Origin of the sequence: Bifidobacterium sp. CP2 (assembly GCF_018555635.1) — a bacterium.
GTDB classification, from domain to species: domain Bacteria; phylum Actinomycetota; class Actinomycetes; order Actinomycetales; family Bifidobacteriaceae; genus Bifidobacterium; species Bifidobacterium saguinibicoloris.
In genome coordinates, this window is sequence record NZ_JAFEJX010000001.1 from 146,294 (window position 1) to 165,756 (window position 19,463).

The 19,463-nt window shown below is 65.4% G+C and carries 15 protein-coding genes and 1 tRNA gene; 5 read left to right on the forward strand and 11 right to left on the reverse strand.

Going from position 1 to position 19,463, the window contains the following annotated elements; translation table 11 throughout:
* Nucleotides 1-49: 49 nt before the first annotated feature.
* From polA to JS531_RS00570, 3 genes are all read right to left on the reverse strand, one after another.
* Nucleotides 50-2,908: a DNA polymerase I gene (gene polA, locus JS531_RS00560; protein WP_214311162.1), complete on the reverse strand. Its 2,859-nt coding sequence runs from the start codon at nucleotides 2,906-2,908 to the stop codon at nucleotides 50-52.
* A gap of 9 nt (nucleotides 2,909-2,917) precedes the next feature.
* Entirely contained in the window at nucleotides 2,918-3,703 is a 786-nt protein-coding gene (locus JS531_RS00565; protein WP_214311164.1) for a response regulator, read from the reverse strand.
* Nucleotides 3,704-3,838: 135 nt separating this feature from the next.
* Complete coding sequence (locus JS531_RS00570) at nucleotides 3,839-4,444, reverse strand: NUDIX hydrolase (protein WP_214311166.1); 606 nt, start codon at nucleotides 4,442-4,444, stop codon at nucleotides 3,839-3,841.
* A 157-nt stretch (nucleotides 4,445-4,601) separates the two neighbouring features.
* On the opposite strand from JS531_RS00570, the gene JS531_RS00575 reads away from it, so the two are divergent.
* A tRNA-Leu gene (locus JS531_RS00575) sits at nucleotides 4,602-4,675 on the forward strand.
* Nucleotides 4,676-4,856: 181 nt separating this feature from the next.
* Here JS531_RS00575 and pyk read toward each other — a convergent pair.
* The 6 genes from pyk to JS531_RS00605 form a co-directional block, all read right to left on the reverse strand.
* Nucleotides 4,857-6,299 (reverse strand): pyruvate kinase, encoded by a 1,443-nt coding sequence (gene pyk / locus JS531_RS00580; RefSeq protein WP_214311168.1) that lies wholly within the window; start codon nucleotides 6,297-6,299, stop codon nucleotides 4,857-4,859.
* Nucleotides 6,300-6,543: 244 nt separating this feature from the next.
* Complete coding sequence (locus JS531_RS00585; protein ID WP_214311170.1) at nucleotides 6,544-7,530, reverse strand: TerC family protein; 987 nt, start codon at nucleotides 7,528-7,530, stop codon at nucleotides 6,544-6,546.
* A gap of 43 nt (nucleotides 7,531-7,573) precedes the next feature.
* Nucleotides 7,574-9,685 (reverse strand): excinuclease ABC subunit UvrB, encoded by a 2,112-nt coding sequence (gene uvrB / locus JS531_RS00590; protein WP_214311172.1) that lies wholly within the window; start codon nucleotides 9,683-9,685, stop codon nucleotides 7,574-7,576.
* Complete coding sequence (coaE, locus tag JS531_RS00595) at nucleotides 9,685-10,338, reverse strand: dephospho-CoA kinase (protein ID WP_214311174.1); 654 nt, start codon at nucleotides 10,336-10,338, stop codon at nucleotides 9,685-9,687. Before coaE ends, uvrB begins: the two co-directional genes overlap by 1 nt.
* A 144-nt stretch (nucleotides 10,339-10,482) precedes the next feature.
* On the reverse strand, nucleotides 10,483-11,955 hold the full coding sequence (gene rpsA / locus JS531_RS00600; protein ID WP_214311176.1) for a 30S ribosomal protein S1: 1,473 nt from the start codon (nucleotides 11,953-11,955) through the stop codon (nucleotides 10,483-10,485).
* Nucleotides 11,956-12,084: 129 nt separating this feature from the next.
* Nucleotides 12,085-12,966, reverse strand: a complete 882-nt coding sequence (locus JS531_RS00605) for a bifunctional methylenetetrahydrofolate dehydrogenase/methenyltetrahydrofolate cyclohydrolase (protein ID WP_214311178.1) — start codon at nucleotides 12,964-12,966, stop codon at nucleotides 12,085-12,087.
* 136 nt (nucleotides 12,967-13,102) lie between these two features.
* Here JS531_RS00605 and JS531_RS00610 point away from each other — a divergent pair, with 136 nt between their 5' ends.
* The 4 genes from JS531_RS00610 to JS531_RS00625 all read left to right on the forward strand — a co-directional run bounded on the left by JS531_RS00610 (nucleotide 13,103) and on the right by JS531_RS00625 (nucleotide 17,715).
* On the forward strand, nucleotides 13,103-14,260 hold the full coding sequence (locus JS531_RS00610) for a zinc ABC transporter substrate-binding protein (protein WP_240541965.1): 1,158 nt from the start codon (nucleotides 13,103-13,105) through the stop codon (nucleotides 14,258-14,260).
* Between the two features lie 295 nt (nucleotides 14,261-14,555).
* Nucleotides 14,556-15,464 carry an ABC transporter ATP-binding protein gene (locus tag JS531_RS00615; protein WP_214311186.1) on the forward strand — a complete coding sequence of 303 codons (909 nt, stop codon included), beginning with the start codon at nucleotides 14,556-14,558 and terminating at the stop codon, nucleotides 15,462-15,464.
* A gap of 22 nt (nucleotides 15,465-15,486) precedes the next feature.
* Nucleotides 15,487-16,323 carry a metal ABC transporter permease gene (locus JS531_RS00620; protein ID WP_214311188.1) on the forward strand — a complete coding sequence of 279 codons (837 nt, stop codon included), beginning with the start codon at nucleotides 15,487-15,489 and terminating at the stop codon, nucleotides 16,321-16,323.
* A gap of 438 nt (nucleotides 16,324-16,761) precedes the next feature.
* The gene (locus JS531_RS00625; protein ID WP_214311190.1) at nucleotides 16,762-17,715 is read left to right on the forward strand and encodes a hypothetical protein; all 954 of its coding nucleotides are present in this window, start codon (nucleotides 16,762-16,764) and stop codon (nucleotides 17,713-17,715) included.
* Between the two features lie 411 nt (nucleotides 17,716-18,126).
* On the opposite strand, the gene ispF is transcribed toward JS531_RS00625, so the two are convergent.
* The gene (gene ispF, locus JS531_RS00630; RefSeq protein ID WP_214311192.1) at nucleotides 18,127-18,639 is read right to left on the reverse strand and encodes a 2-C-methyl-D-erythritol 2,4-cyclodiphosphate synthase; all 513 of its coding nucleotides are present in this window, start codon (nucleotides 18,637-18,639) and stop codon (nucleotides 18,127-18,129) included.
* A gap of 196 nt (nucleotides 18,640-18,835) precedes the next feature.
* Complete coding sequence (locus JS531_RS00635; RefSeq protein WP_214311200.1) at nucleotides 18,836-19,432, reverse strand: CarD family transcriptional regulator; 597 nt, start codon at nucleotides 19,430-19,432, stop codon at nucleotides 18,836-18,838.
* Nucleotides 19,433-19,463: the final 31 nt, after the last annotated feature.

Consider the following 19,463-nt stretch of genomic DNA (forward strand, 5'->3'; position numbering starts at 1 on the left):
TGTCATGCTCCTTTCATGCGCCGGGACGTGTCTGGACGCGGCGGCGCGGTCAGTGGGCGGCGAGCTGCCAGTCGGGGCCGATGCCGGTGGACACGTCCAGCGGCACGTCGAGCCGGACCGCGCCCTCCATGGCGTCGCGTACGAGTCTGGTGACCTGCTCCTCCTCGCCCGGCGCGATCTCCACGACGAGTTCGTCGTGGATCTGCAGGATGATGCGGCTGGCCAGTCCGGCCCCGCGCAGCGCGCCGTCGGCCCTGACCATCGCGATCTTCATGATGTCCGCGGCCGTGCCCTGGATGGGCGCGTTGAGGGCGGCGCGCTCGGCGGCGTCCCTGGCCACGCGGTTCGTGGACCTCAGCGCCGGGAAGTAGCGGCGGCGGCCGAACATCGTCTCGGTGTAGCCGCGCTCGCGCGCCCGGGCCACGCAGGATTCGAGGAAGTCGTGGACCTTGCCGAACGTGGCGAAGTACTTGGCCTTGAGGGCCTCCGCCTCGCCGGGGCTGATCTTGAGCTGCTGGGACAGGCCGTAGGTGCTCAATCCGTAGGCGAGCCCGTAGCTCATGGCCTTCACGTGGCTGCGCTGGTCGGCGCTGATCTCGTCGACGGGCAGCTGGTAGACGAGGCTGGCCACGTACCGGTGGAAGTCGGCGCCGCTTCTGAACGCCTCGATGAGCGCCTCGTCGCCGGACAGGTGCGCCATGATGCGCAGCTCGACCTGCGAGTAGTCGCAACTCATGAGCGAGACGAAGCCCTCCCCCGGCACGAACGCGGAGCGGATCTCACGACCGGCCGCGTTGCGGTTGGGGATGTTCTGCAGGTTCGGGTCCACGGAGCTCAGACGCCCGGTGGCGGCCACGGTCTGTTCAAACGTGGTGTGGATGCGCCCGTCCGTGGGGTTGACGGCGTCGAGGAGGGTGGCGACGATCTGCCTGAGCTTGTTGGTCTCGCGGTGGCGCAGCAGGGCGCCGAGGAACCCGCTGGCGCGCTCGTCGTCCGCGTTGCGCACGTAGAGCGTCTGCAGGGCGTCCGCGTTGGTGGTGTACGAGCCGGACTTGGTGCGTTTGGTGGGTTTGAGGCCCATGTCTTCGAACAGCACCTTGGCGAGCTGCTTGGGGCTCTGCAGGTTGACGCGCGAGCCGGCGTTGTCCCATGCGATGCGCTGCGCCTGCTCGGCGTCGGCCGCGAACGCGTCACGCATGCCGTCGAGGCGGCGCATGTCGACGCTCGCGCCCTCGTTCTCCATGCCGTACAGCACCTCGGAGACGGGCAGTTCGATGTCGGCGAGGAGCGTGGTCTGCTCGCGTTCCGCGAGCTTGGGCGCGAGGTCGCGTGCCAGCGCTCTGACGATGGCGGCGTGGCGCAGCAGGATGCGGTCGGCGGCCGCGCGGCCGTCGTCGTTCCCGTCGCCGGCCTCGGCGTCCCCGCCGTCGGGTTCGGCGTCGAAGTCGAGCAGTCCCTGCGTGGCCTTGGGCTTCTCCTCGTCCTCCACGTGCAGGTCGAGGAACTGGGCCGCGGCCTGTTCGAGCGTGTCGGCGTGGAAGTCGGGTCGGATCAGGTATCCGGCGAGTTTGGTGTCGAACGCGGGCCGAGGCAGGTCCGCCCCGCCTGCGGCGAGCAGGTGCAGGTGCTCCTTGTAGCCGTGCACGGCGAGGGTGCCGGCATGGCGTTTCAGCAGTTGCGACAGCGCGTCGGCGACGTCCTCGCCGAAGGGCGCCTCGACGACCAGCGCGGACGCCGGTGCGTCGTCCCCGGCCGCGTCGGCGAGCAGGGCGATCGCCTTGAGCGAGGCGCGGCCCGGACGGGCGTCGCCCTCCGCTTGCAGCGTCACGCGCGCGGACGGCGGAATCGTGTGTTCCCACGCCTCGATGGCTGCCGGGTCCGCGGCATGCTCCGCTTCGGGGACGTCGAGCGCGGATTCCGTGGGTGCTGCGGTTGCATCGGCGGATGCCGAGGCGGTGCCCGGGGCTCCGGTCGCCTTCGCGGATGCGGGGCGTCCGCCGTTGAACGTCTTGAGGATGCGGCTCTTCGTGCGCGAACCGAATTCGAGTTCGCGGAACAGCTCGTCGACTTTGCCGGCGTCGGGCGTGCCGAAGGTGAGGTCGTCGATGTCGACGCCGAGGTCGACGTCGCGCACGAGCGCGTTGACCTTGCGGTTGAGCAGCACCTGGTCGATGTTGGCACGCAGGGCCTCGCCCTTCTTGCCGCCGATCTCGTCGGCGTGCTCCACGATGCCGTCGAGCGACCCGTACAGGTTGATCCATTTGGCGGCGAACCCGTCGCCCACGCCGGGCACGCCGGGGATGTTGTCGGCGGTCTCGCCGCGCAGCGCGGCCAAGTCCGGGTACTGCTGCGGGGTCACCTTGTATTTGGCCACCACCGCCTCCGGCGTCATGTGCTTGAGGTCCTTGAAATGGTGCCCCGGGTAGAGCACGGTGACGTCGTCGTCGATGAGCTGGAACGCATCGCGGTCGCCGGACAGTACGAGCGTGTGGTAGCCGGCATGCTCGCCCATCGTGGCGAGCGTGCCGATGACGTCGTCGCCCTCATAGCCGGGCTTCTCGATGTACGTGACGCCGAGCGCGGCGAGCATCCGCTGGATGAGGGGCAGCTGGGTGAGCAGCTCCTCGGGTGCGGCGTCGCGCGTGCCCTTGTATTGCGGCAGCAGCGTGTTGCGGAAGGTGCCGCCCTTCACATCGAAGGCGACGGCGAGGTGGTCCGGCTTCTCCGCGTCGATGACCTGGGAGAGCATCGTGGCGAATCCCCAGACGGCGTTGGTGGCCTGTCCGGAGGCCGTGGAGAAGTTCTCGACGGGCAGAGCGAAGAACGCGCGGAACGCCAGCGAGTGGCCGTCGACGACCAGCAGCGTTCCGCGCGTCTTCTTGGAGTTATTGGATTCGGTATCCGCCATGGAGCCCAATCAGTGTTCGTCCCGGGCCGGCTTCGGATCGCCGTACTTCGCGATGATGGCCATGGCGAGGCGCTTCTTGGGGATGCGCTGGTCCATGGAGGTCTTCTGAATCCAGCGGAAGGCGCCCTGCTCGGAGAAGTCGGCCTTGTCCATGAGCAGTCCCTTGGCGCGGTCGACGAGCTTGCGCTCCTCGAGGGTGTCCTGGGCCTTCTGCAGGTCGGCCTGGGCCTTGGCGAGCTCCTCCTTGGTCTCCTTGAGCTTGCTCTCGCTGCGTTCGACGTTGTCGAGCAGATCGTTGATCTCGGCGAAGCGGCCCATGGCCACCTCGAGCGCCGGGATGAGCTTGGACTCCTCGTACGGCTTGGTGACGTAGGCCATGGCGCCGGCGCCGGTGGACTTCTTCACCAGGTCGGGCTGGGAGAACGCGGTGAGCATCACCACGGGGGCGATGTTCTCGTCGCAGATGATGCCGGCGGCGGTGATGCCGTCCATGCGCGGCATCTTGACGTCCATGCACACCACGTCGGGGCGCTTGGCGCGGGTGAGTTCGACGGCCTCCTCGCCGTTGGCGGCCTCGCCGACGACCTCGTAGCCGTTGTCCTCGAGCATGCCGACCAGGTCCATGCGGTTCACCGATTCGTCCTCGGCGACGACGACCCTGCGCTTGCGGTCCTCGGCGGGGGCCTCCTCGGTCTCGGTCTTGGGTTCGATGTCGCCCTGCGCCACGGCTTCCAGCTCCTCTGCGGTGAGCACGGGCTCCATGTGCTCGGTATCGTCGGTCTTCCTAGCGGCCATGCCAGTCCCTTTCGCTTGTCGTTCGATTGTCCTTTGGCGATTTTAACGCATACCGGCGATGGCCGCATCGCCCTTCGACACGGGATGCGGTGCGTCCATCGCCGTCCGGGACCCGCGACGCGGGTCCGTGTATGTTCAGCGTCCTTCCACGTCGGGCAACCCGCAGCGCAGCCGCAGGATGGCGATGGTGGAGTTCGCGTCCACGATGGTGCCGTTGACGACCATCCGGTACGCCTCGTCGATCGTGTACAGCCGCACCTCGGAGCGCGGCGTCTCCGGTCCGATCTGCGTCAGGTCGTCCGGGACCGCGGTCAGTCCGGTGGCATAGTACAGCGACGTGTACTGCGTGGAGAATCCAGGGGTGTTCACGTACCGGGCCACCTGGCGGATGTCGGCGGCCTCGTAGCCGACCTCCTCGCGGAGTTTGCGCTTGGCGATGTCGAGGGGCCGTTCGTCCGGGGTGTTCGCGTGTCCGCCGGGGATCTCCAGCGTCCAGCGGTGGATGGGGATGCGGTACTGTTCGACCAGCGGAATGCGTCCGTCGTCGGTGAGGGCGGCGACGGCGACGGCGTCGCCGTTGTTCACGTGGACGACGGTGCGTTGGATATTGCCGGCCTGCGGCGATTCGAAATTGACGCGGTCGACGTTGAAGTAGTGGCTCGTCAGCACCTGCGTACGCGACTCCTCCTTGAGCGGAGCCGGACGCCACGGGTCGAACGGGCGATGGGTCTTGTCGGTCATGGTCCCTCCTGACGGTCGTTCCTGTTGTCGGAAACCCCTTTCTCATTGTAGGTCGCGATGTCTTTCCGCGTCGGTGCCACGCTGATGGCATGCCGACGTCGACGGCCGCGGATCATGTGCTAATGTATGTCGGGTGCGTTCCTTGGAAGGCACGGATGCCCTCGTATCCCAATTGGTAGAGGAAGCAGCCTCAAAATCTGCGCAGTGTGGGTTCGAGTCCCACCGAGGGCACGACTGACAATCCCCGCGATTCCAATGATTGCGGGGATTATTCGTATCCTTTCCGTGTGCTCCGCGCATACGGCGAGACCCCTCTCCGCGACATGTCGCGGAGAGGGGTCTCGCATAGGAGGGCCGGTCCGAGATTCACCCGGCTCCGGCCCTCACCGGCTCATGCACCGGACTGACGGAATCAGTCGCAGGCACCCACGGTGTGGACGTAGATGGAGTCGGTGCTGCCCGGCTGGTGCTCGCCCTGGGCGGAGCTCAGGATGACGATCTTGTCGCCGTTGACGACCTTGCCGGTGTCGCGCAGCAGCTTGTCGGTGAAGATCATCAGGTCCTTGCGGGACTTGTCGTGGTAGTCCTCGTCGAGCAGGAACGCCTCGGTGCCCCAGGAGAGGGCCAGCCAGTGGTAGGTGTGCTCGTTGTTGGTGATGCCGTAGATCGGGGCGGCCGGACGCTCGCGGGAGACGCGGTGCACGGTGTTGCCGGTCTGGGTGTAGGCGACGATGGCCTTGGCGTTGAGCTTGTCGGCCAGGTCGACGGCGGCGGAGGAGACGGCGCCGGTGGAGGACATGTCCAGGTTCTTGAGGTCCGGGATGCGGTCGAAGCCGTGCTCGGTGGCGAAGCCGGAGATGCGGGACATGGTGGCCACGGTGACGGCCGGGTACTCGCCGACGGCGGTCTCGTTGGAGGTCATGGTGGCGTCGGCGCCGTCGAGGACGGCGTTGGCGCAGTCGGAGGCCTCGGCGCGGGACGGGACCGGGGAGTGGACCATGGAGCCCAGGACCTCGGTGGCCACGATGACCGGCTTGGCGTACTGGCGGGACAGCTCGATGATGCGCTTGGTGGCCAGCGGGACCTCCTCGAGCGGGCACTCGACGGCCATGTCGCCACGGGCGGCCATGATGCCGTCGAAGGTCTTGACGATGTCCTCGAGGTTCTCGAGGGCCTGCGGCTTCTCGATCTTGGCGACGATCGGGATGCGGCGGCCTTCCTCGTCCATGATCTCGTGGGCGCGGTCGATGTCGGTGGCGAAACGCACGAAGGACATGGCGATGATGTCGGCGCCGGTGCGGATGGCCCAGCGCAGGTCCTCCTCGTCCTTCTCGGTCAGGGCCGGCAGGGAGACGGCAACGCCCGGCAGGTTGATGCCCTTGTGGGAGGACACAGGGCCGGCGACGACGACCTTGGTGTGGACGTTGTTACCCTCGACCTTGGTGACCTCGAGACGGACCTTGCCGTCGTCGATGAGGATCGGGTCGCCCGGGTGGCAGTCGCCCGGCAGACCCTTGAAGGTGGTGGAGGTGATGTGCTCGTCGCCCTCGACGTCGTCGGTGGTGATGACGAACTCCTGGCCTTCCTTGAGCTCGACCTTGTCCTCGCCCTCGGCGTTCTTCTTGAACCAGCCGCAGCGGATCTTCGGACCCTGCAGGTCGACCAGCACGGCCACGTTGCGGCCGGCGGCCTTGGAGGCCTGACGCACGTTGTTGTAGACCTTGAGGTGGTCCTCCGGCGTGCCGTGAGAGCGGTTCAGACGGGCCACATCCATGCCGGCTTCGACGAGGCTGGTGATGCCTTCGAGCGACTCGCTGGCGGGGCCGATGGTATCGACGATCTTGGCTTTGCGCATGTTGCCTATTCCTAACTTTGCAACGGACGGGGCCGGATTGGCTCCGATTTCCATGCATCAGTGTACCCGCGTTCGTCGTTTCGTTCCACTTTTTCCGCCGGTGTGTTGTTAGCGCTCACACCCCAAGTTCCCCAATACTGAGAACGCTCACGGAACAACCCTTTTCACAGGGTGTTCCGTGAGCGTTCCCAGTCCGTTCACTAATATGCGGGCGGCGTTCTCCGCACGCGCCCGCACGCCGGCGTCACTCGGCCTTCGAGCCCTCCACGGCACGCATCTTGACGACCGAGGCGAGCGCGGCCCCGCCGATGGCGACGACGATCACCGCGAGGGACAGCCACGTCGGCACCTCGGGCACCCAATGCACGCCATGGCCGCCGTTGATGAACGGCAGGGTGTTGCCGTGCAGCGCCTCCATGACGAGCTTGACGCCGATGAAGCCGAGCACGATGGACAGGCCCACCGGCAGGTAGACGAGCTTGTCGAGCAGCGCGCCCAGCAGGAAGTACAGCTGCTGGAGGCCCAGCAGGGCGAACACGTTCGAGGTGAACACCAGGAACGGGTCCTTGGTCAGGCCGAAGATGGCCGGAATCGAATCGAACGCGAACATCACGTCGGTGGTGCCGATGGTGAGGAACACGATGAGCATCGGCGTCCAGTAGCGCATGCCGTTGCGCGTGGTCCTGAGCTTCTCGCCGTCGTATTCGTCGGTGATGCGGATCACCTTGCGCAGGGTCCGGATGATGCCGTTCTCCTGGTACTCCTCGTCATCGTCCCCGCCGAGCACGAGCTTGACGGCGGTGTAGATGAGGAAGGCGCCGAAGATGAAGAACACCCAGGTGAACCGGCTGACGAGCGCGGCGCCGATGAGGATGAAGCAGCCGCGGAAGATCAGCGCGATGGTGATGCCCACGGACAGCACGTATTTCTGGATCTGCTTGGGCACGGCGAAGTTCGCCATGATGATGACGAACACGAACAGGTTGTCGATGGACAGCGAGTATTCGGTGAGCCATCCGGAATAGAACTCGATGGCCGGCTTCGACCCGGCAAAGTACCAGATGCAGCCGCCGAAGATCAACGCCATCACCACGAAGAAGGCGATGTGCTGCACGCACTCCTTGGTGGAGGGCACGTGCGGTCGGCGCCCGATGATGAACAGGTCGACGATGAAGAACAGGGCAAGCACCACGAACGTGGCGATTTCAAATGCAAGTGGGGTTTCGGCCATGGTTCCCTACCCTAAAATGACGCCTCTACTTCTACCGTCTCCCCTACTTGCCCGCCTCGGTCATCTGCCGCAGCTCCTTCTTGAGGTCGCGGATCTCGTCGCGCAGACGCGCCGCGAGCTCGAACTGGAGCTGTTCGGCGGCGGTGTGCATCTGCTCGCTGAGCTGGCGGATGAGGTCGGCGAGGTCCTGTGCGGGCAGGCCCGCCTTGAGGATCTCCTCATGCCGCCTGTCCGCCTCGCCGGCGTCGAACGCGGGCACGCCGAGATGCGTGTTGCCCGCCTTGCCGGCGTTGCGGTAGCCGCCTTCGAGCAGCGTGGCGGTGTCCACGTCCTCCTTGGCGAGCATGTCGTTGACGTCGCTGATCTTCTTGATGAGCGGCTTCGGGTCGATGCCATGCTCCTTGTTGTACGCGATCTGCTTCGCGCGGCGGCGTTCGGTCTCGCCGATGGCCTTGCGCATCGCCTCGGTGACGTCGTCCGCGTACATGATGACGGTGCCGGACACGTTGCGGGCGGCGCGGCCGATGGTCTGGATGAGGGACCGGTAGGACCGCAGGAAGCCCTCCTTGTCGGCGTCGAGGATCGCCACGAGCGACACCTCCGGCAGGTCGAGGCCCTCGCGCAGCAGGTTGATGCCGACGAGCACGTCGATCTTGCCTTCGCGCAGCATGCGCAGCAGCTCCACGCGGCGCAACGTGTCCACGTCGGAGTGGAGGTATTCGACCTTGACGCCCTGCTCGATGAGGTAGTCGGTGAGGTCCTCGGCCATCTTCTTGGTGAGCGTGGTGACGAGCGTTCGCTCATGCCTGGCTACGCGGTCCTTGATCTCGGCGAGCAGGTCGTCGATCTGCCCTTCGGTGGGGCGCACCTCCACCTTCGGGTCGAGCAGGCCGGTGGGGCGGATGATCTGCTCGACCACGCCGTCGGACAGGCCGAGCTCGTAGTCGCCGGGCGTGGCGGACAGGTAGACGGTCTGGCCCACGCGCTGGAGGAACTCGGGCCATTTGAGCGGACGGTTGTCCATCGCGGAGGGCAGACGGAACCCGTGCTCGACGAGCGTGCGCTTGCGCGAGGCGTCGCCCTCGTACATGGCGCCGATCTGCGGGACGGTCACGTGGCTTTCGTCGATGACGAGCAGGAAGTCGTCGGGGAAGAAGTCGAGCAGCGTGTGCGGCGGCGTGCCGGGCGCGCGCCCGTCGAAGTGCCGCGAATAGTTCTCCACGCCGGAGCAGACGCCCACCTGGGTGAGCATCTCCAGATCGTAGGTGGTGCGCATGGTGAGACGCTGCGCCTCGAGCTCCTTGCCCTGCTTCCTCAGTTCCGCGACGCGTTCGTCGAGCTCCTCGCGGATGGTCTTCAGCGCGCGTTCCATGCGCTCCGGTCCGGCCACGTAGTGCGAGGCGGGGAAGATGTGGACCTCGTTCTCCTCGTCGATCTCGTCGCCGGTGAGCGGGTGGAGGGTGGAGATGCGGTCGATCTCGTCGCCGAAGAACTCGATGCGCACGGCGAGCTCCTCGTACACGGGGATGATCTCGACGGTGTCGCCGCGCACGCGGAACGTTCCGCGCGTGAACGCGATGTCGTTGCGCTTGTACTGCATGGCGACGAATCTGCGCAGCAGGTCGTCGCGATCGATCTGCTGGCCCACCTTGAGCAGCAGCATGCGCCCGGCGTACTCCTCGGGGGTGCCGAGGCCGTAGATGCAGGAGACGGTGGCGACGACCACGCAGTCCCGTCGGGTGAGGAGGTTGGCGGTGGCCTGGTGGCGCAGACGCTCCACGTCGTCGTTGATGTTCGAGTCCTTCTCGATGTACGTATCGGTCTGCGGGATGTAGGCTTCCGGCTGGTAGTAGTCGTAGTAGCTCACGAAGTAGCTGACGGCGTTGTCCGGCATGAGCTCGCGGAATTCGGCGCACAGCTGCGCGGCCAGCGTCTTGTTCGGTTCGATGATGAGCGTGGGGCGTTGGAGCCGTTCGATGAGCCACGCGGTGGTGGCGGTCTTGCCGGTGCCGGTGGCGCCCATGAGCACGACGTCGTTCTCGCCGTTCTCGATGCGTGCGGCGAGCTCATCGATGGCCTGCGGCTGGTCGCCGCTCGGCTGGTACGGTGATTTGACGACGAACGGCCTGTTCGTGCGTTCGATGTCGAATCCCATCACTGCCCCTTCCGTTCGGCGCTCCATGCCGCGTACAGCCTATCAACCTCGTCGAACATCCGTTCGATGGATTGCGTTGAGTCGATGACGGTATCGGCGATCGCCTCGCGTTCGGCGCGCGTCGACTGGTGGCGGATGCGCGCTTCGGCCTGTCCTCGCGTCATGCCGCGCGTGCGTTCCATGCGTGCGATGCGGGTTGCCTCCGGCGCCTCGACGGTGACGATGTGGTCGAAGCGGAACGGGATGTCGTCAATCACTTCGGCGAGCAGCGGCACGTCGTGCACGACGACGATCGGTCGTTCCCCCGATTCCCGCGCGACGTCCCGGGCCGCCGCGACGGCGTGTTCCTCCCACCGTCGCGCCTCGTCGTAGATGATCGGGTGTTCGATGGCGTCGAGCCGTTCGCGCGCGCCCGGGGCGGCCTCGGCGCCGAACACATGGGCGGCCATCCATGCGCGGTCGAGCGAACCGTCCGCGGCGATGGCGTCGGCGCCGAACGCGCGCGCGATCGCCGGCAGCGCCGCTCCCCCGGGCGCGGTAATCGCGTGGGCAATCGCGTCGTAGTCGATATGCACGGCGCCTAAATCCCGCAGCCGCGCCGCCACCGTGCTCTTGCCGGCGGCGATCCCGCCCGTCAATCCGATGCGGATCATTTCCGCATGCCTCTCCTCTCGAAACACGGAACCTTACGAACCGAACCCTCGTACGACAACGACGAAGGTCCCCGGCTCCACAGGGGAACCGGGGACCTTCGCATCAGGCGTTACGCCGTGAGATCAATCCCGTGGGGGAAGGACTCACTTGCCAAGCAGCTGGTCGCGCAGGGCGGCGAGCTGATCGGAGTCGGCGAGCGTGCCGGTGGAGGTGTTGTCGGAGGAGTAGTTGGACACTTCCTCGACCTTCTCCTCCTTCGGGCCCTGGCCGTCGGCCGCGGCGGACTCCTCCGCGTGCTCGAGCTCCTTGGCCACGAACTCCTTGTGCTCCTCCCACAGCTGGTGGGCGGCCGCGTACTGGGACTCCCACTCCTCGCGCTGCTTCTCGTAGCCAGCGATCCACTCGTTGGTGTTCGGGTCGAAGCCTTCGGGGTACTTGTAGTTGCCCTCGTCGTCGTACTCGGCCGGCATGCCGTAGAGCGCCGGATCGAAGTCCTCGGAGGCCGGATCGACGGAGTCGTTGGCCTGCTTGAGGGACAGGGAGATGCGGCGACGATCGAGATCGACGTCAATCACCTTGACGAACACGATCTCGCCCGGCTTGACCACGGTCTCCGGGTTCTCGACGTGACGGTTGGCGAGCTCGGAGATGTGCACCAGGCCCTCGATGCCGTCCTCGACGGAGATGAACACGCCGAACTGGACGATCTTGGTGACCTTGCCCTTGACGATCTGGCCGGGGACGTGGGTGCGGGCGAAGCGCTGCCACGGATCCTCCTGGGTGGCCTTGAGCGACAGGGAGATGCGCTCGCGGTCCAAATCGACGTCGAGGACCTCGACGGTGACCTTGTCGCCGACCTTGACGACCTCGGACGGGTGGTCGATGTGCTTCCAGGACAGCTCGGAGACGTGGATGAGGCCGTCGACACCGCCGAGATCGACGAACGCGCCGAAGTTGACGATGGAGGACACGACGCCTTCGCGGATCTGGCCCTTCTTGAGCTGGGACAGGAAGGTCTCGCGCACCTCGGACTGGGTCTCCTCGAGGTACTGGCGACGGGACAGGACCACGTTGTTGCGGTTCTTGTCGAGCTCGAGGATCTTGGCCTGGATCTTCTGGCCGATGTACGGGGACAGGTCGCGCACGCGACGCATCTCGACCAGGGAGGCCGGCAGGAAGCCACGCAGGCCGATGTCCACGATGAGGCCGCCCTTGACGGCTTCGATGACGGTGCCCTCGACGACGCCGTCGGCTTCCTTGATCTTCTCGATGTCGCCCCAGGCGCGCTCGTACTGGGCGCGCTTCTTGGACAGGATCAGACGGCCTTCCTTGTCTTCCTTGGTGACGACAAGGGCCTCGACGGTATCGCCGACCTCGACGACCTCGTCCGGATCGACGTCCTTCTTGATGGAAAGCTCGCGGGAGGGAATCACACCCTCGGTCTTGTAGCCGATATCCAGGAGGACCTCGTCGTGATCGATCTTGACGACGGTACCCTCGACCAGATCACCATCATCGAAGTTCTTGATGGTGGAATCGACTGCCTTGATGAAGTCCTCTTCGGTGCCGATGTCGTTGATGGCGACCTTGGTGACCTCAGTGTTGTTCTCTGCCATGTAGATATATGGTTTCTAATAGTTGGATGGATAGTTACTCGATATTCAGTTATGCCCGCATGCCCCTTCAGACATACGAGCTCTAACCATACCTTCAGCCATGCCCAAAATTTCAGGCGTGTCGCACCCTCAGGCCTTCAGCCGCCGCTCCGCCATCTCGACGACGTTCGCGAGCAGCATCGCGCGGGTCATCGGGCCGACGCCGCCAGGGTTCGGCGAGTAGGCGGAGGCCTTCTCATGGCAGGCCTTGTCGATGTCGCCCTTCACTCGCCAGCGGCCGGCCTCCTCGTCGAAGACGCGGGAGACGCCGACGTCGAGCAGGACGGCGCCGTCCTTGATCATGTCCGGCTTGACGAACCCGGCGGAGCCCATCGCGGCGACGATCACGTCGGCGCGGCGCATGTGGTCGACCACGTCGCGCGTGCCGGTGTGGCACAGGGTGACGGTGGCATTGACGGCACGACGCGTGAGCATGAGTCCCACGGTGCGGCCGATGGTGATGCCGCGGCCGAGCACGCACACCTCCTTGCCGTCGAGGTCGATGTCGTACGCCTTGAGCAGTTCGATGCAGCCGCGCGGCGTGCACGGCAGCGGGGTCGTCACGTCCTCGCGCACATGCAGTACGAGCTCGCCCAGGTTGTACGGGTGCATGCCGTCGGCGTCCTTGGCCGGGTCGATGAGATCGATGATCGCGTTCTCGTCGATGCCCTTGGGCAGCGGCAGCTGAACGATGTAGCCGGTGCACGCCGGGTCCTCGTTCATGTCCCTCACCACGGCCGCGATGTCCTCGAAGGTGGCGTCGGCGGGCAGCTCGTGCTTGATGGAGCGGATGCCCACCTCGGCGCAGTCGGCGTGCTTGCCGGCCACGTACTTGACCGATCCGGGATCGGATCCGACCAGCAGCGTGCCCAGACCGGGTTCGATGCCGGCCGCCTTGAGCCGTTCGACCCGCTCCTTGAGGTCGGCCTTGATCTGTGCGGACACGGCTTTGCCGTCGAGTTTCGTGGACATGCGGTTCTCCTTCACGAGGTCGTCGGATGTGCGTGATGGGTCCGGACGGTACTACGATGAGGTAACGTATCGGTTTCGACGAGGACGGGCCGCGGAGGCGGGAACGGCCGGCCGCGGACGATGAAAGGCGGGATCCATGGACGGACGGTTGCATACGGGGATCGGCCGCGCGGCGAGACGGGGCGCCGCCCTGCTGCTGTCCGCCGCGATGGCGTTCGCCGTCGCCGCATGCGGAGCGGGCACGTCCGGCGATACCGGCGACGACGTCGCCGCGAAGACCGGCGCGATCGACGTGGTCGCCTCCGTGAACCAGTGGGGCTCGCTCGCCGCGGAGATCGGCGGCAAGGACGTGAAGGTGACCTCCATACTGTCCTCCACCGGCGTGGACGCGCATGACTTCGAACCGAAAACCTCCGATCTGGCCACGCTGAGCAAGGCGGAGGTCGTGGTGGCGAACGGCGCCGGATACGACTCCTGGGCCACGAAGACGCGCGGGCCGGACTCCACGCTGGTCTCCGCAGCGCAGATCGTGGGGGCCATGGACGGCGACAACCCGCACCTGTGGTTCTCGAAGGACGCGCGCAAAGGCATGGCGAAGGAACTGGCGAACGCGTTCTCCAAGGCCCGACCGAAGAAGCGCAAGGCGTTCGAGACTCGTCTCAAGGCATGGCAGAAGCGCGAGAAGGCGCTCGACCAGGCGATGGACGACTTCAGCTCCCGCCACAAGGACCTTTCGTACGGCGCCACCGAGGCGGTGGTCTACTACCTGATGAGCGACATGTCGTTCGAGGACCGGACGCCGAAGGCGTACGCCCAGGCCGTGGCGAACGGCGGCGAGATAGCGCCCGCTGACCTGCAGACCTTCCAGTCGCTCATCGAGGACCACGGGATGGACGTGCTGGTGAACAACTCGCAGGAGGCCTCGGACGCCACGAACATGCTCGTCGGCACGGCCGGACGCTCCGACGTGCCGGTGGTGGACGTGAGCGAGCAGATGCCCGCGAAGTACAACACACTCACCGATTGGATCGGAAAGCTCGTCGAGGAGCTCTTCACCGCCGTCGACCCGGACTACGACATGGACGATCCGGACGGCACCACGCAGGACGGCGACGACGCCGACACCGGCGGGAACGACGGCACGACACAGGACGAATCGACCGAATCGGACGGCACGGACGGCTCGACCGCGGACGCCGACGGCTCCGGCTGCTCCAACGGGGACGGCACGGGAGACTGCACGACCACGGGCGACGACGGCTCCAACGCCGGACAGACCGATCCCGGCAAGTGACGGACCGAGGGCCTACGACATCGGGGCGCCGTGCGTCGACTTGCCGGAAAATCCGCCGCACGGCGAGTCAAGTCGCCCGTACAGTCCCCCGGGACCGCATGACATACCGGAACCGACGTCGGTCCAGCGCATGGCCGCGATGGAACCCAATGCAATCGCCGCATGACCCGTTGGACCCATGACCCATCGGCACGCATGGGCGCCACGCGACCATCGGCCCACAATTGAGAACGGTTGTCAACATCATTTGCGATAATCCGAGGCGATAAGCAGCATCACTCGGGAAGGACCGCACATGGACGGGACGCGCGACGCCATCGTCTTTCGCAACGCCGCCGTACGCCGCGGCGACAGGACCATCTGGCAGCATGGCGACTTCGCCATCCCCACCGGCTCGGTCACGGCCATCGTCGGCACGAACGGCACCGGCAAGACCACGATGATGAAGGCGGAACTGGGACTGCTGCCGCTCGCTTCGGGCTCGGTCACGGTGCTCGGACGTCCGGCCGGCGAGGCGAACCGGCTCATCGGATACGTGCCGCAGAGCTACACCTCAGACATCGACTCGAACCTCACCGCGGAGCAGTCGGTGCTGCTGGGGCTGACCGGCACGCGGTTCGGCATCCATCCGGTCACCAAGGCGCAGAAAGCCCGCGCACGGCAGGCCATGGCGTTCGTCGGCATCGACGACAAGGCGCGCTACCGCCTCTCCGAACTCTCCGGAGGCCTGCGCCAACGCGTCGCCATCGCGCAGGCCATCGTCTCCGATCCGCAGCTGCTCATGCTCGACGAACCGCTCGCCAACCTCGACCTCGCCTCACAGCGCGCGGTGGCGCACCTGCTCGCCCGCCTCAACCAGGAACTCGGCATGACCATCCAGGTGGTGGCGCACGACCTCAACATGCTGCTGCCCATCCTCACCGGCGCCGTCTACCTGCTCGACGGGCACCCCCACTACGCGGACATGCGCAAGGTGCTCGACTCCAAGCTGCTCACCCACCTGTACGGCACGAACGTGCAGGTCGTCACCACGCCCCAGGGCGACATGTTCGTCACACCGTCGTCCGACGAGCCCGAAGGACAGCCGATGGACATGCATCCCGCATCCGAAGTGGCGGAGCTGCACCACCATGCGCACACGCCGTCCATGCATCACGCCGGGACGACGGCGGCCCCCACGGCGGACGGCCCGCAGGAACGATAGGGAACGGCAAGGAGAAGACGACATGAGCCATATCGATTTCAGCTTCGACCCCAACTGGCTGGACACGCTCACCGCGCCGTTCATGACGAACGCGTTCCTCGCCGGCCTGTGCATCGCGTTCGCGGCCGGCGTGATGGGCTACTTCACCATCGCCCGACACTCCACGTTCGCCGCGCACGCGCTGGCGCACATCGGCTTGCCCGGTGCCACCGGGGCGGTGCTGCTGGGCCTTCCGGTCTCGCTCGGACTCGGCGCGTTCGCCCTGGGCGGGGCGCTCGTCATCGGCGCGCTCGGCAAACGCGTCTCCGAACGCGAGATCGCCACCGGCACCGTGCTCGCGTTCGCCACAGGCCTCGGCCTCTTCTTCGCGAGACTCTCCTCGTCCGCGTCCCAGCAGATGCAGTCGATCCTGTTCGGTTCGATCCTCACCATCACCGATGCCCAGATCGCCGGATTCGCCGTGTTCGACGTCCTGCTGCTGGCGGTGTTGGCGGTGATCTACCGCCCTCTGTTGTTCAGCTCGCTCGACGAACAGGTGGCCCAGGCCAAGGGCGTGCCTATCGGCTGGATGAACGTCGCGTTCATGGCGATCATGGCGGGCGTCATCACCATCGCCGTGCCCGCCGTGGGCACGCTGCTCATCTTCGCGCTGGTCATCACGCCGGCGGCCGCCGCGAACATCATCGCCGCCTCGCCGCTGAAGGCGATGGTCATCGCGTCCGTAATCTGTCTGGCGTCCATCTGGGGCGGTCTGGTGTTCGCGTCGATGTTCCCCGCTCCCCCGAGCTTCGTCATCGTGACGATTTCGACATTGTTCTGGGCCGTGGCGAAGGTGTTCGACTCGCTGCGTCGGCGGTGACCGTCCGGGTTCCACGTACCAGAAGCCCCTCGGCGCGAGAAATCCCGGAAACCGGGCACATTGTCCGGGATTCCTTGCACTGAGAGCCTGTCAGCACAAGAATTCCCGGAAACCGGGACGAACCTCCGGGAATTGTTGCGCCGAGACACCACCAGCACAAGGATTCACGGAGCACAGCTTCAATCTCCGGGTTTTCTTGCACTGAGACACCACCAGCACAAGAAAAACCGGAACCGGTATGGATGCCTACCTGGAATCACGGCGCTCAACGGCCACAATCCCAGGTAGGCCGAGACGCAATGCTTCATATGGAAGCCATCATACGGCCGGGCAACACCCCCATCTACCCCCATAATGACATCAACGAATACGGGGGGTGTTATCCACATTGCCCGAATCGGCTTGTCACCGGGATTCGATCGCGCATAGCGTCGAGGTATGAAAGAACACAAAGGAGTCACCGCGCTGCTGAGGGCCGCGGAACAGGAACGACGCTGTGCGATAGGAGACGGAGGCGCAATCTACCACGCCTTGCGCAGACGGGTGAAAGCCCTGGAATTGGCTTCACCGTATCCGAACCTCTTCGCGGATGTCAGGTATTGGGACTCGCTCAACCCCGAGGAATGCTCCCTGCACATGATTCGCGCGTTGGCGGAACTGCATCCTCAATGGACGTTCGCCGGACTCAGCGCCGCATGCGTCTATGGGTATCAGCATTCCTACGCGCTGCATGACGGATCGGTCATCATCGCATCGCCGAAAGGTTCCGGACACGGGTCCGCCGAACAATTGCGCCGACTCTATATGCACGTCGTTCCCCGACAGAAGGTTCGCGGAATCGCGGTCACTTCCCCATCACGAACGCTTATCGACTGCGCCGCCATGCCGTTCTCCAATGCGCTGGCAATCTATGATTCCGCACTGCGAGCCGGTCATGTCGCCATCGCCGACATCGAAACGCTGATGCCCACGACAAACTGTGATACGGCATCGGTGGCGAAGCTGTTGAAACATGCCGATCCACGACGGGAGAACGGCGGCGAATCCTGGACCTACGCCAGCATCATCGAACTGGGATATGCCGAACCGTCACTCCAAGTGGAATTCACCAACCCCGATAACCCCGGGATGCCGTACCGTGTCGATTTCTGCTGGCGACTCGCCGATGGGCGTATCATCGTAGCGGAATACGATGGCATGGCGAAATACGTTGACGCCAGCAATCCCCATCGTGCGAGTCTGCAAGCGAAATTGAACTACGAGCGTCGAAGAGAGCACTCACTCACAGAGCAAGGCGTCTCCACCATCATGCATCTGTTCTTCGAGGACGTGAGAACCACCGCACGTCTGGAGGCCAGACTTTCCGAAGCCGGCGTGCCGAAAATCCGCTGAACAACGTCCGGGAATTGTTGCGCTGAGACACCGCCAGCACAAGGTTTCCCGGAGCACAGCTTCAATCTCCGGGTTTTGTTGCACCGAGACACCGCCAACACAAGGATTCCCGGAACAAACGACGAACCCCGGGAATCATTGCACTGGGAACCAGTCAGCGTAAGAAATCCCGGAAACCGGGACGAACCTCCGGGATTTCTTGCGCTGAGACACCGCCAGCACAAGAAAACCCGGAAACCGGGACGAACCTCCGGGAATCATTGCACTGGGAACCAGTCAGCGTAAGAAATCCCGGAAACCGGGCACATTGTCCGGGATTCCTTGCACCGAGAACCTGTCAGCACAAGAATTCCCGGACGAAAAGCCCGGAAGACCCGGACGATCCGGCATCTTCCGGCGGTTATCGAGCGATCATCGACGGGAGTCCGAGGCTTCTTCGTCCACCAGAGCGCTGGCCACGGCCGCGATACCTTCGCCCCGTCCGGTGAACCCCATGCGGTCTGTGGTGGTGGCGGTCACCGAGACCGGGCATCTCACCGCCGCGGACAACGCCTCGGCGGCATCGTCCCTCCGGGGACCGATCTTCGGACGGTTGCCGATGACGGCGACGGAGGCGCTGGATGGAACGAACCCGTTCCGGCGCAGCAGGTCCGCCGTCTCACGCAGCATGGCGGCGCCGTGCATGCCTGCCCCGCGGGCATGCCGCCCCACACCGAACAACGATCCGATGTCGCCGAGTCCCGCCGCCGCGAGCAACGCGTCGATCAGCGCATGCGCGGCGACGTCGCCATCGGAATCGCCTTCGATGCCGGGACCGTCGTCCGGCCAGACCAGTCCCGCAAGCCACAACTCCCGTTCCGGATCATCCGAGAACCGATGGGCGTCGAATCCTTGTCCTATGCGCATGGCGCCTCCTTGACGCATACCTTATTATCTTCATCGATTATCGGTCACAGCCGGCGCCGTCATGGCGCACACACCTCCCGGATATGAAAAAGCCGCATCCCGTCCGTCGGAATCCGAAATACTTCGGCACGACGATGGTATGCGGCCCATTCACGGACATGCGCCCGGCCCGATTCCGGCGGCCCGCCATCGGCCGGCCGCCGGACACCGCCGGTCAGCGCTTCTTCTTGCCCTTCTTCTCGGCGTCGAGACGCTCCATGGTCCTGCTAGCGGGCTCCTCGGGGGCCTGCGTATGATGCTTGTCGTCACCGGGTTCGGGATCACTGTATCCGAGGTTCACGTCGAGCAGACGCTGCGCCTCGGTCTCGTCGATCTTCTCGGACAGGGCGATCTCGGAGGTGAGGATGGAGCGCGCCTTGGTGAGCATGCGCTTCTCACCGGCGGACAAGCCGTGGTCGTCCACGTCGCGCTGGGCGAGGTCACGCACCACCTCGGCGATCTTGTTGACGTCGCCGGTGGCGATCTTCTCCACGTTCAGCTTGTACCGGCGCGACCAGTTCATCTCCTTCTCGACGATCGGGGTGCGCAGGATCTCGAAGACCGTGGCCACCTCGTTGGCGTCGACGATGTCGCGCACACCGACCTTCTTGGCGTTGTCGACGGGCACGTTGATCACCAGACCGTCGGAGGAGAGCACCGAAAGCTGGAGATATTCGCGGGTGACGCCCCTCACCGTGCGTTCGGTGACAGCCTCCACCCTCGCCGCGCCGTGACGCGGATAGACGACCATATCCCCGACCTTGTAACCCATGAGACCTCCGCTGGAGCTGACACACACAAAA

Bases quoted from the DNA above. Each gene is read 5' to 3' on its own strand.
- ispF (WP_214311192.1), bottom strand. From the start codon at position 18,639: ATGCGTCAAGGAGGCGCCATGCGCATAGGACAAGGATTCGACGCCCAT.
- JS531_RS00625 (WP_214311190.1), top strand. From the start codon at position 16,762: ATGAAAGAACACAAAGGAGTCACCGCGCTGCTGAGGGCCGCGGAACAG.
- rpsA (WP_214311176.1), bottom strand. From the start codon at position 11,955: ATGGCAGAGAACAACACTGAGGTCACCAAGGTCGCCATCAACGACATC.
- JS531_RS00585 (WP_214311170.1), bottom strand. From the start codon at position 7,530: ATGGCCGAAACCCCACTTGCATTTGAAATCGCCACGTTCGTGGTGCTT.
- coaE (WP_214311174.1), bottom strand. From the start codon at position 10,338: ATGATCCGCATCGGATTGACGGGCGGGATCGCCGCCGGCAAGAGCACG.
- JS531_RS00620 (WP_214311188.1), top strand. From the start codon at position 15,487: ATGAGCCATATCGATTTCAGCTTCGACCCCAACTGGCTGGACACGCTC.
- JS531_RS00635 (WP_214311200.1), bottom strand. From the start codon at position 19,432: ATGGGTTACAAGGTCGGGGATATGGTCGTCTATCCGCGTCACGGCGCG.
- JS531_RS00605 (WP_214311178.1), bottom strand. From the start codon at position 12,966: ATGTCCACGAAACTCGACGGCAAAGCCGTGTCCGCACAGATCAAGGCC.
- JS531_RS00565 (WP_214311164.1), bottom strand. From the start codon at position 3,703: ATGGCCGCTAGGAAGACCGACGATACCGAGCACATGGAGCCCGTGCTC.
- JS531_RS00615 (WP_214311186.1), top strand. From the start codon at position 14,556: ATGGACGGGACGCGCGACGCCATCGTCTTTCGCAACGCCGCCGTACGC.
- pyk (WP_214311168.1), bottom strand. From the start codon at position 6,299: ATGCGCAAAGCCAAGATCGTCGATACCATCGGCCCCGCCAGCGAGTCG.
- JS531_RS00610 (WP_240541965.1), top strand. From the start codon at position 13,103: ATGGACGGACGGTTGCATACGGGGATCGGCCGCGCGGCGAGACGGGGC.
- JS531_RS00570 (WP_214311166.1), bottom strand. From the start codon at position 4,444: ATGACCGACAAGACCCATCGCCCGTTCGACCCGTGGCGTCCGGCTCCG.
- polA (WP_214311162.1), bottom strand. From the start codon at position 2,908: ATGGCGGATACCGAATCCAATAACTCCAAGAAGACGCGCGGAACGCTG.
- uvrB (WP_214311172.1), bottom strand. From the start codon at position 9,685: ATGGGATTCGACATCGAACGCACGAACAGGCCGTTCGTCGTCAAATCA.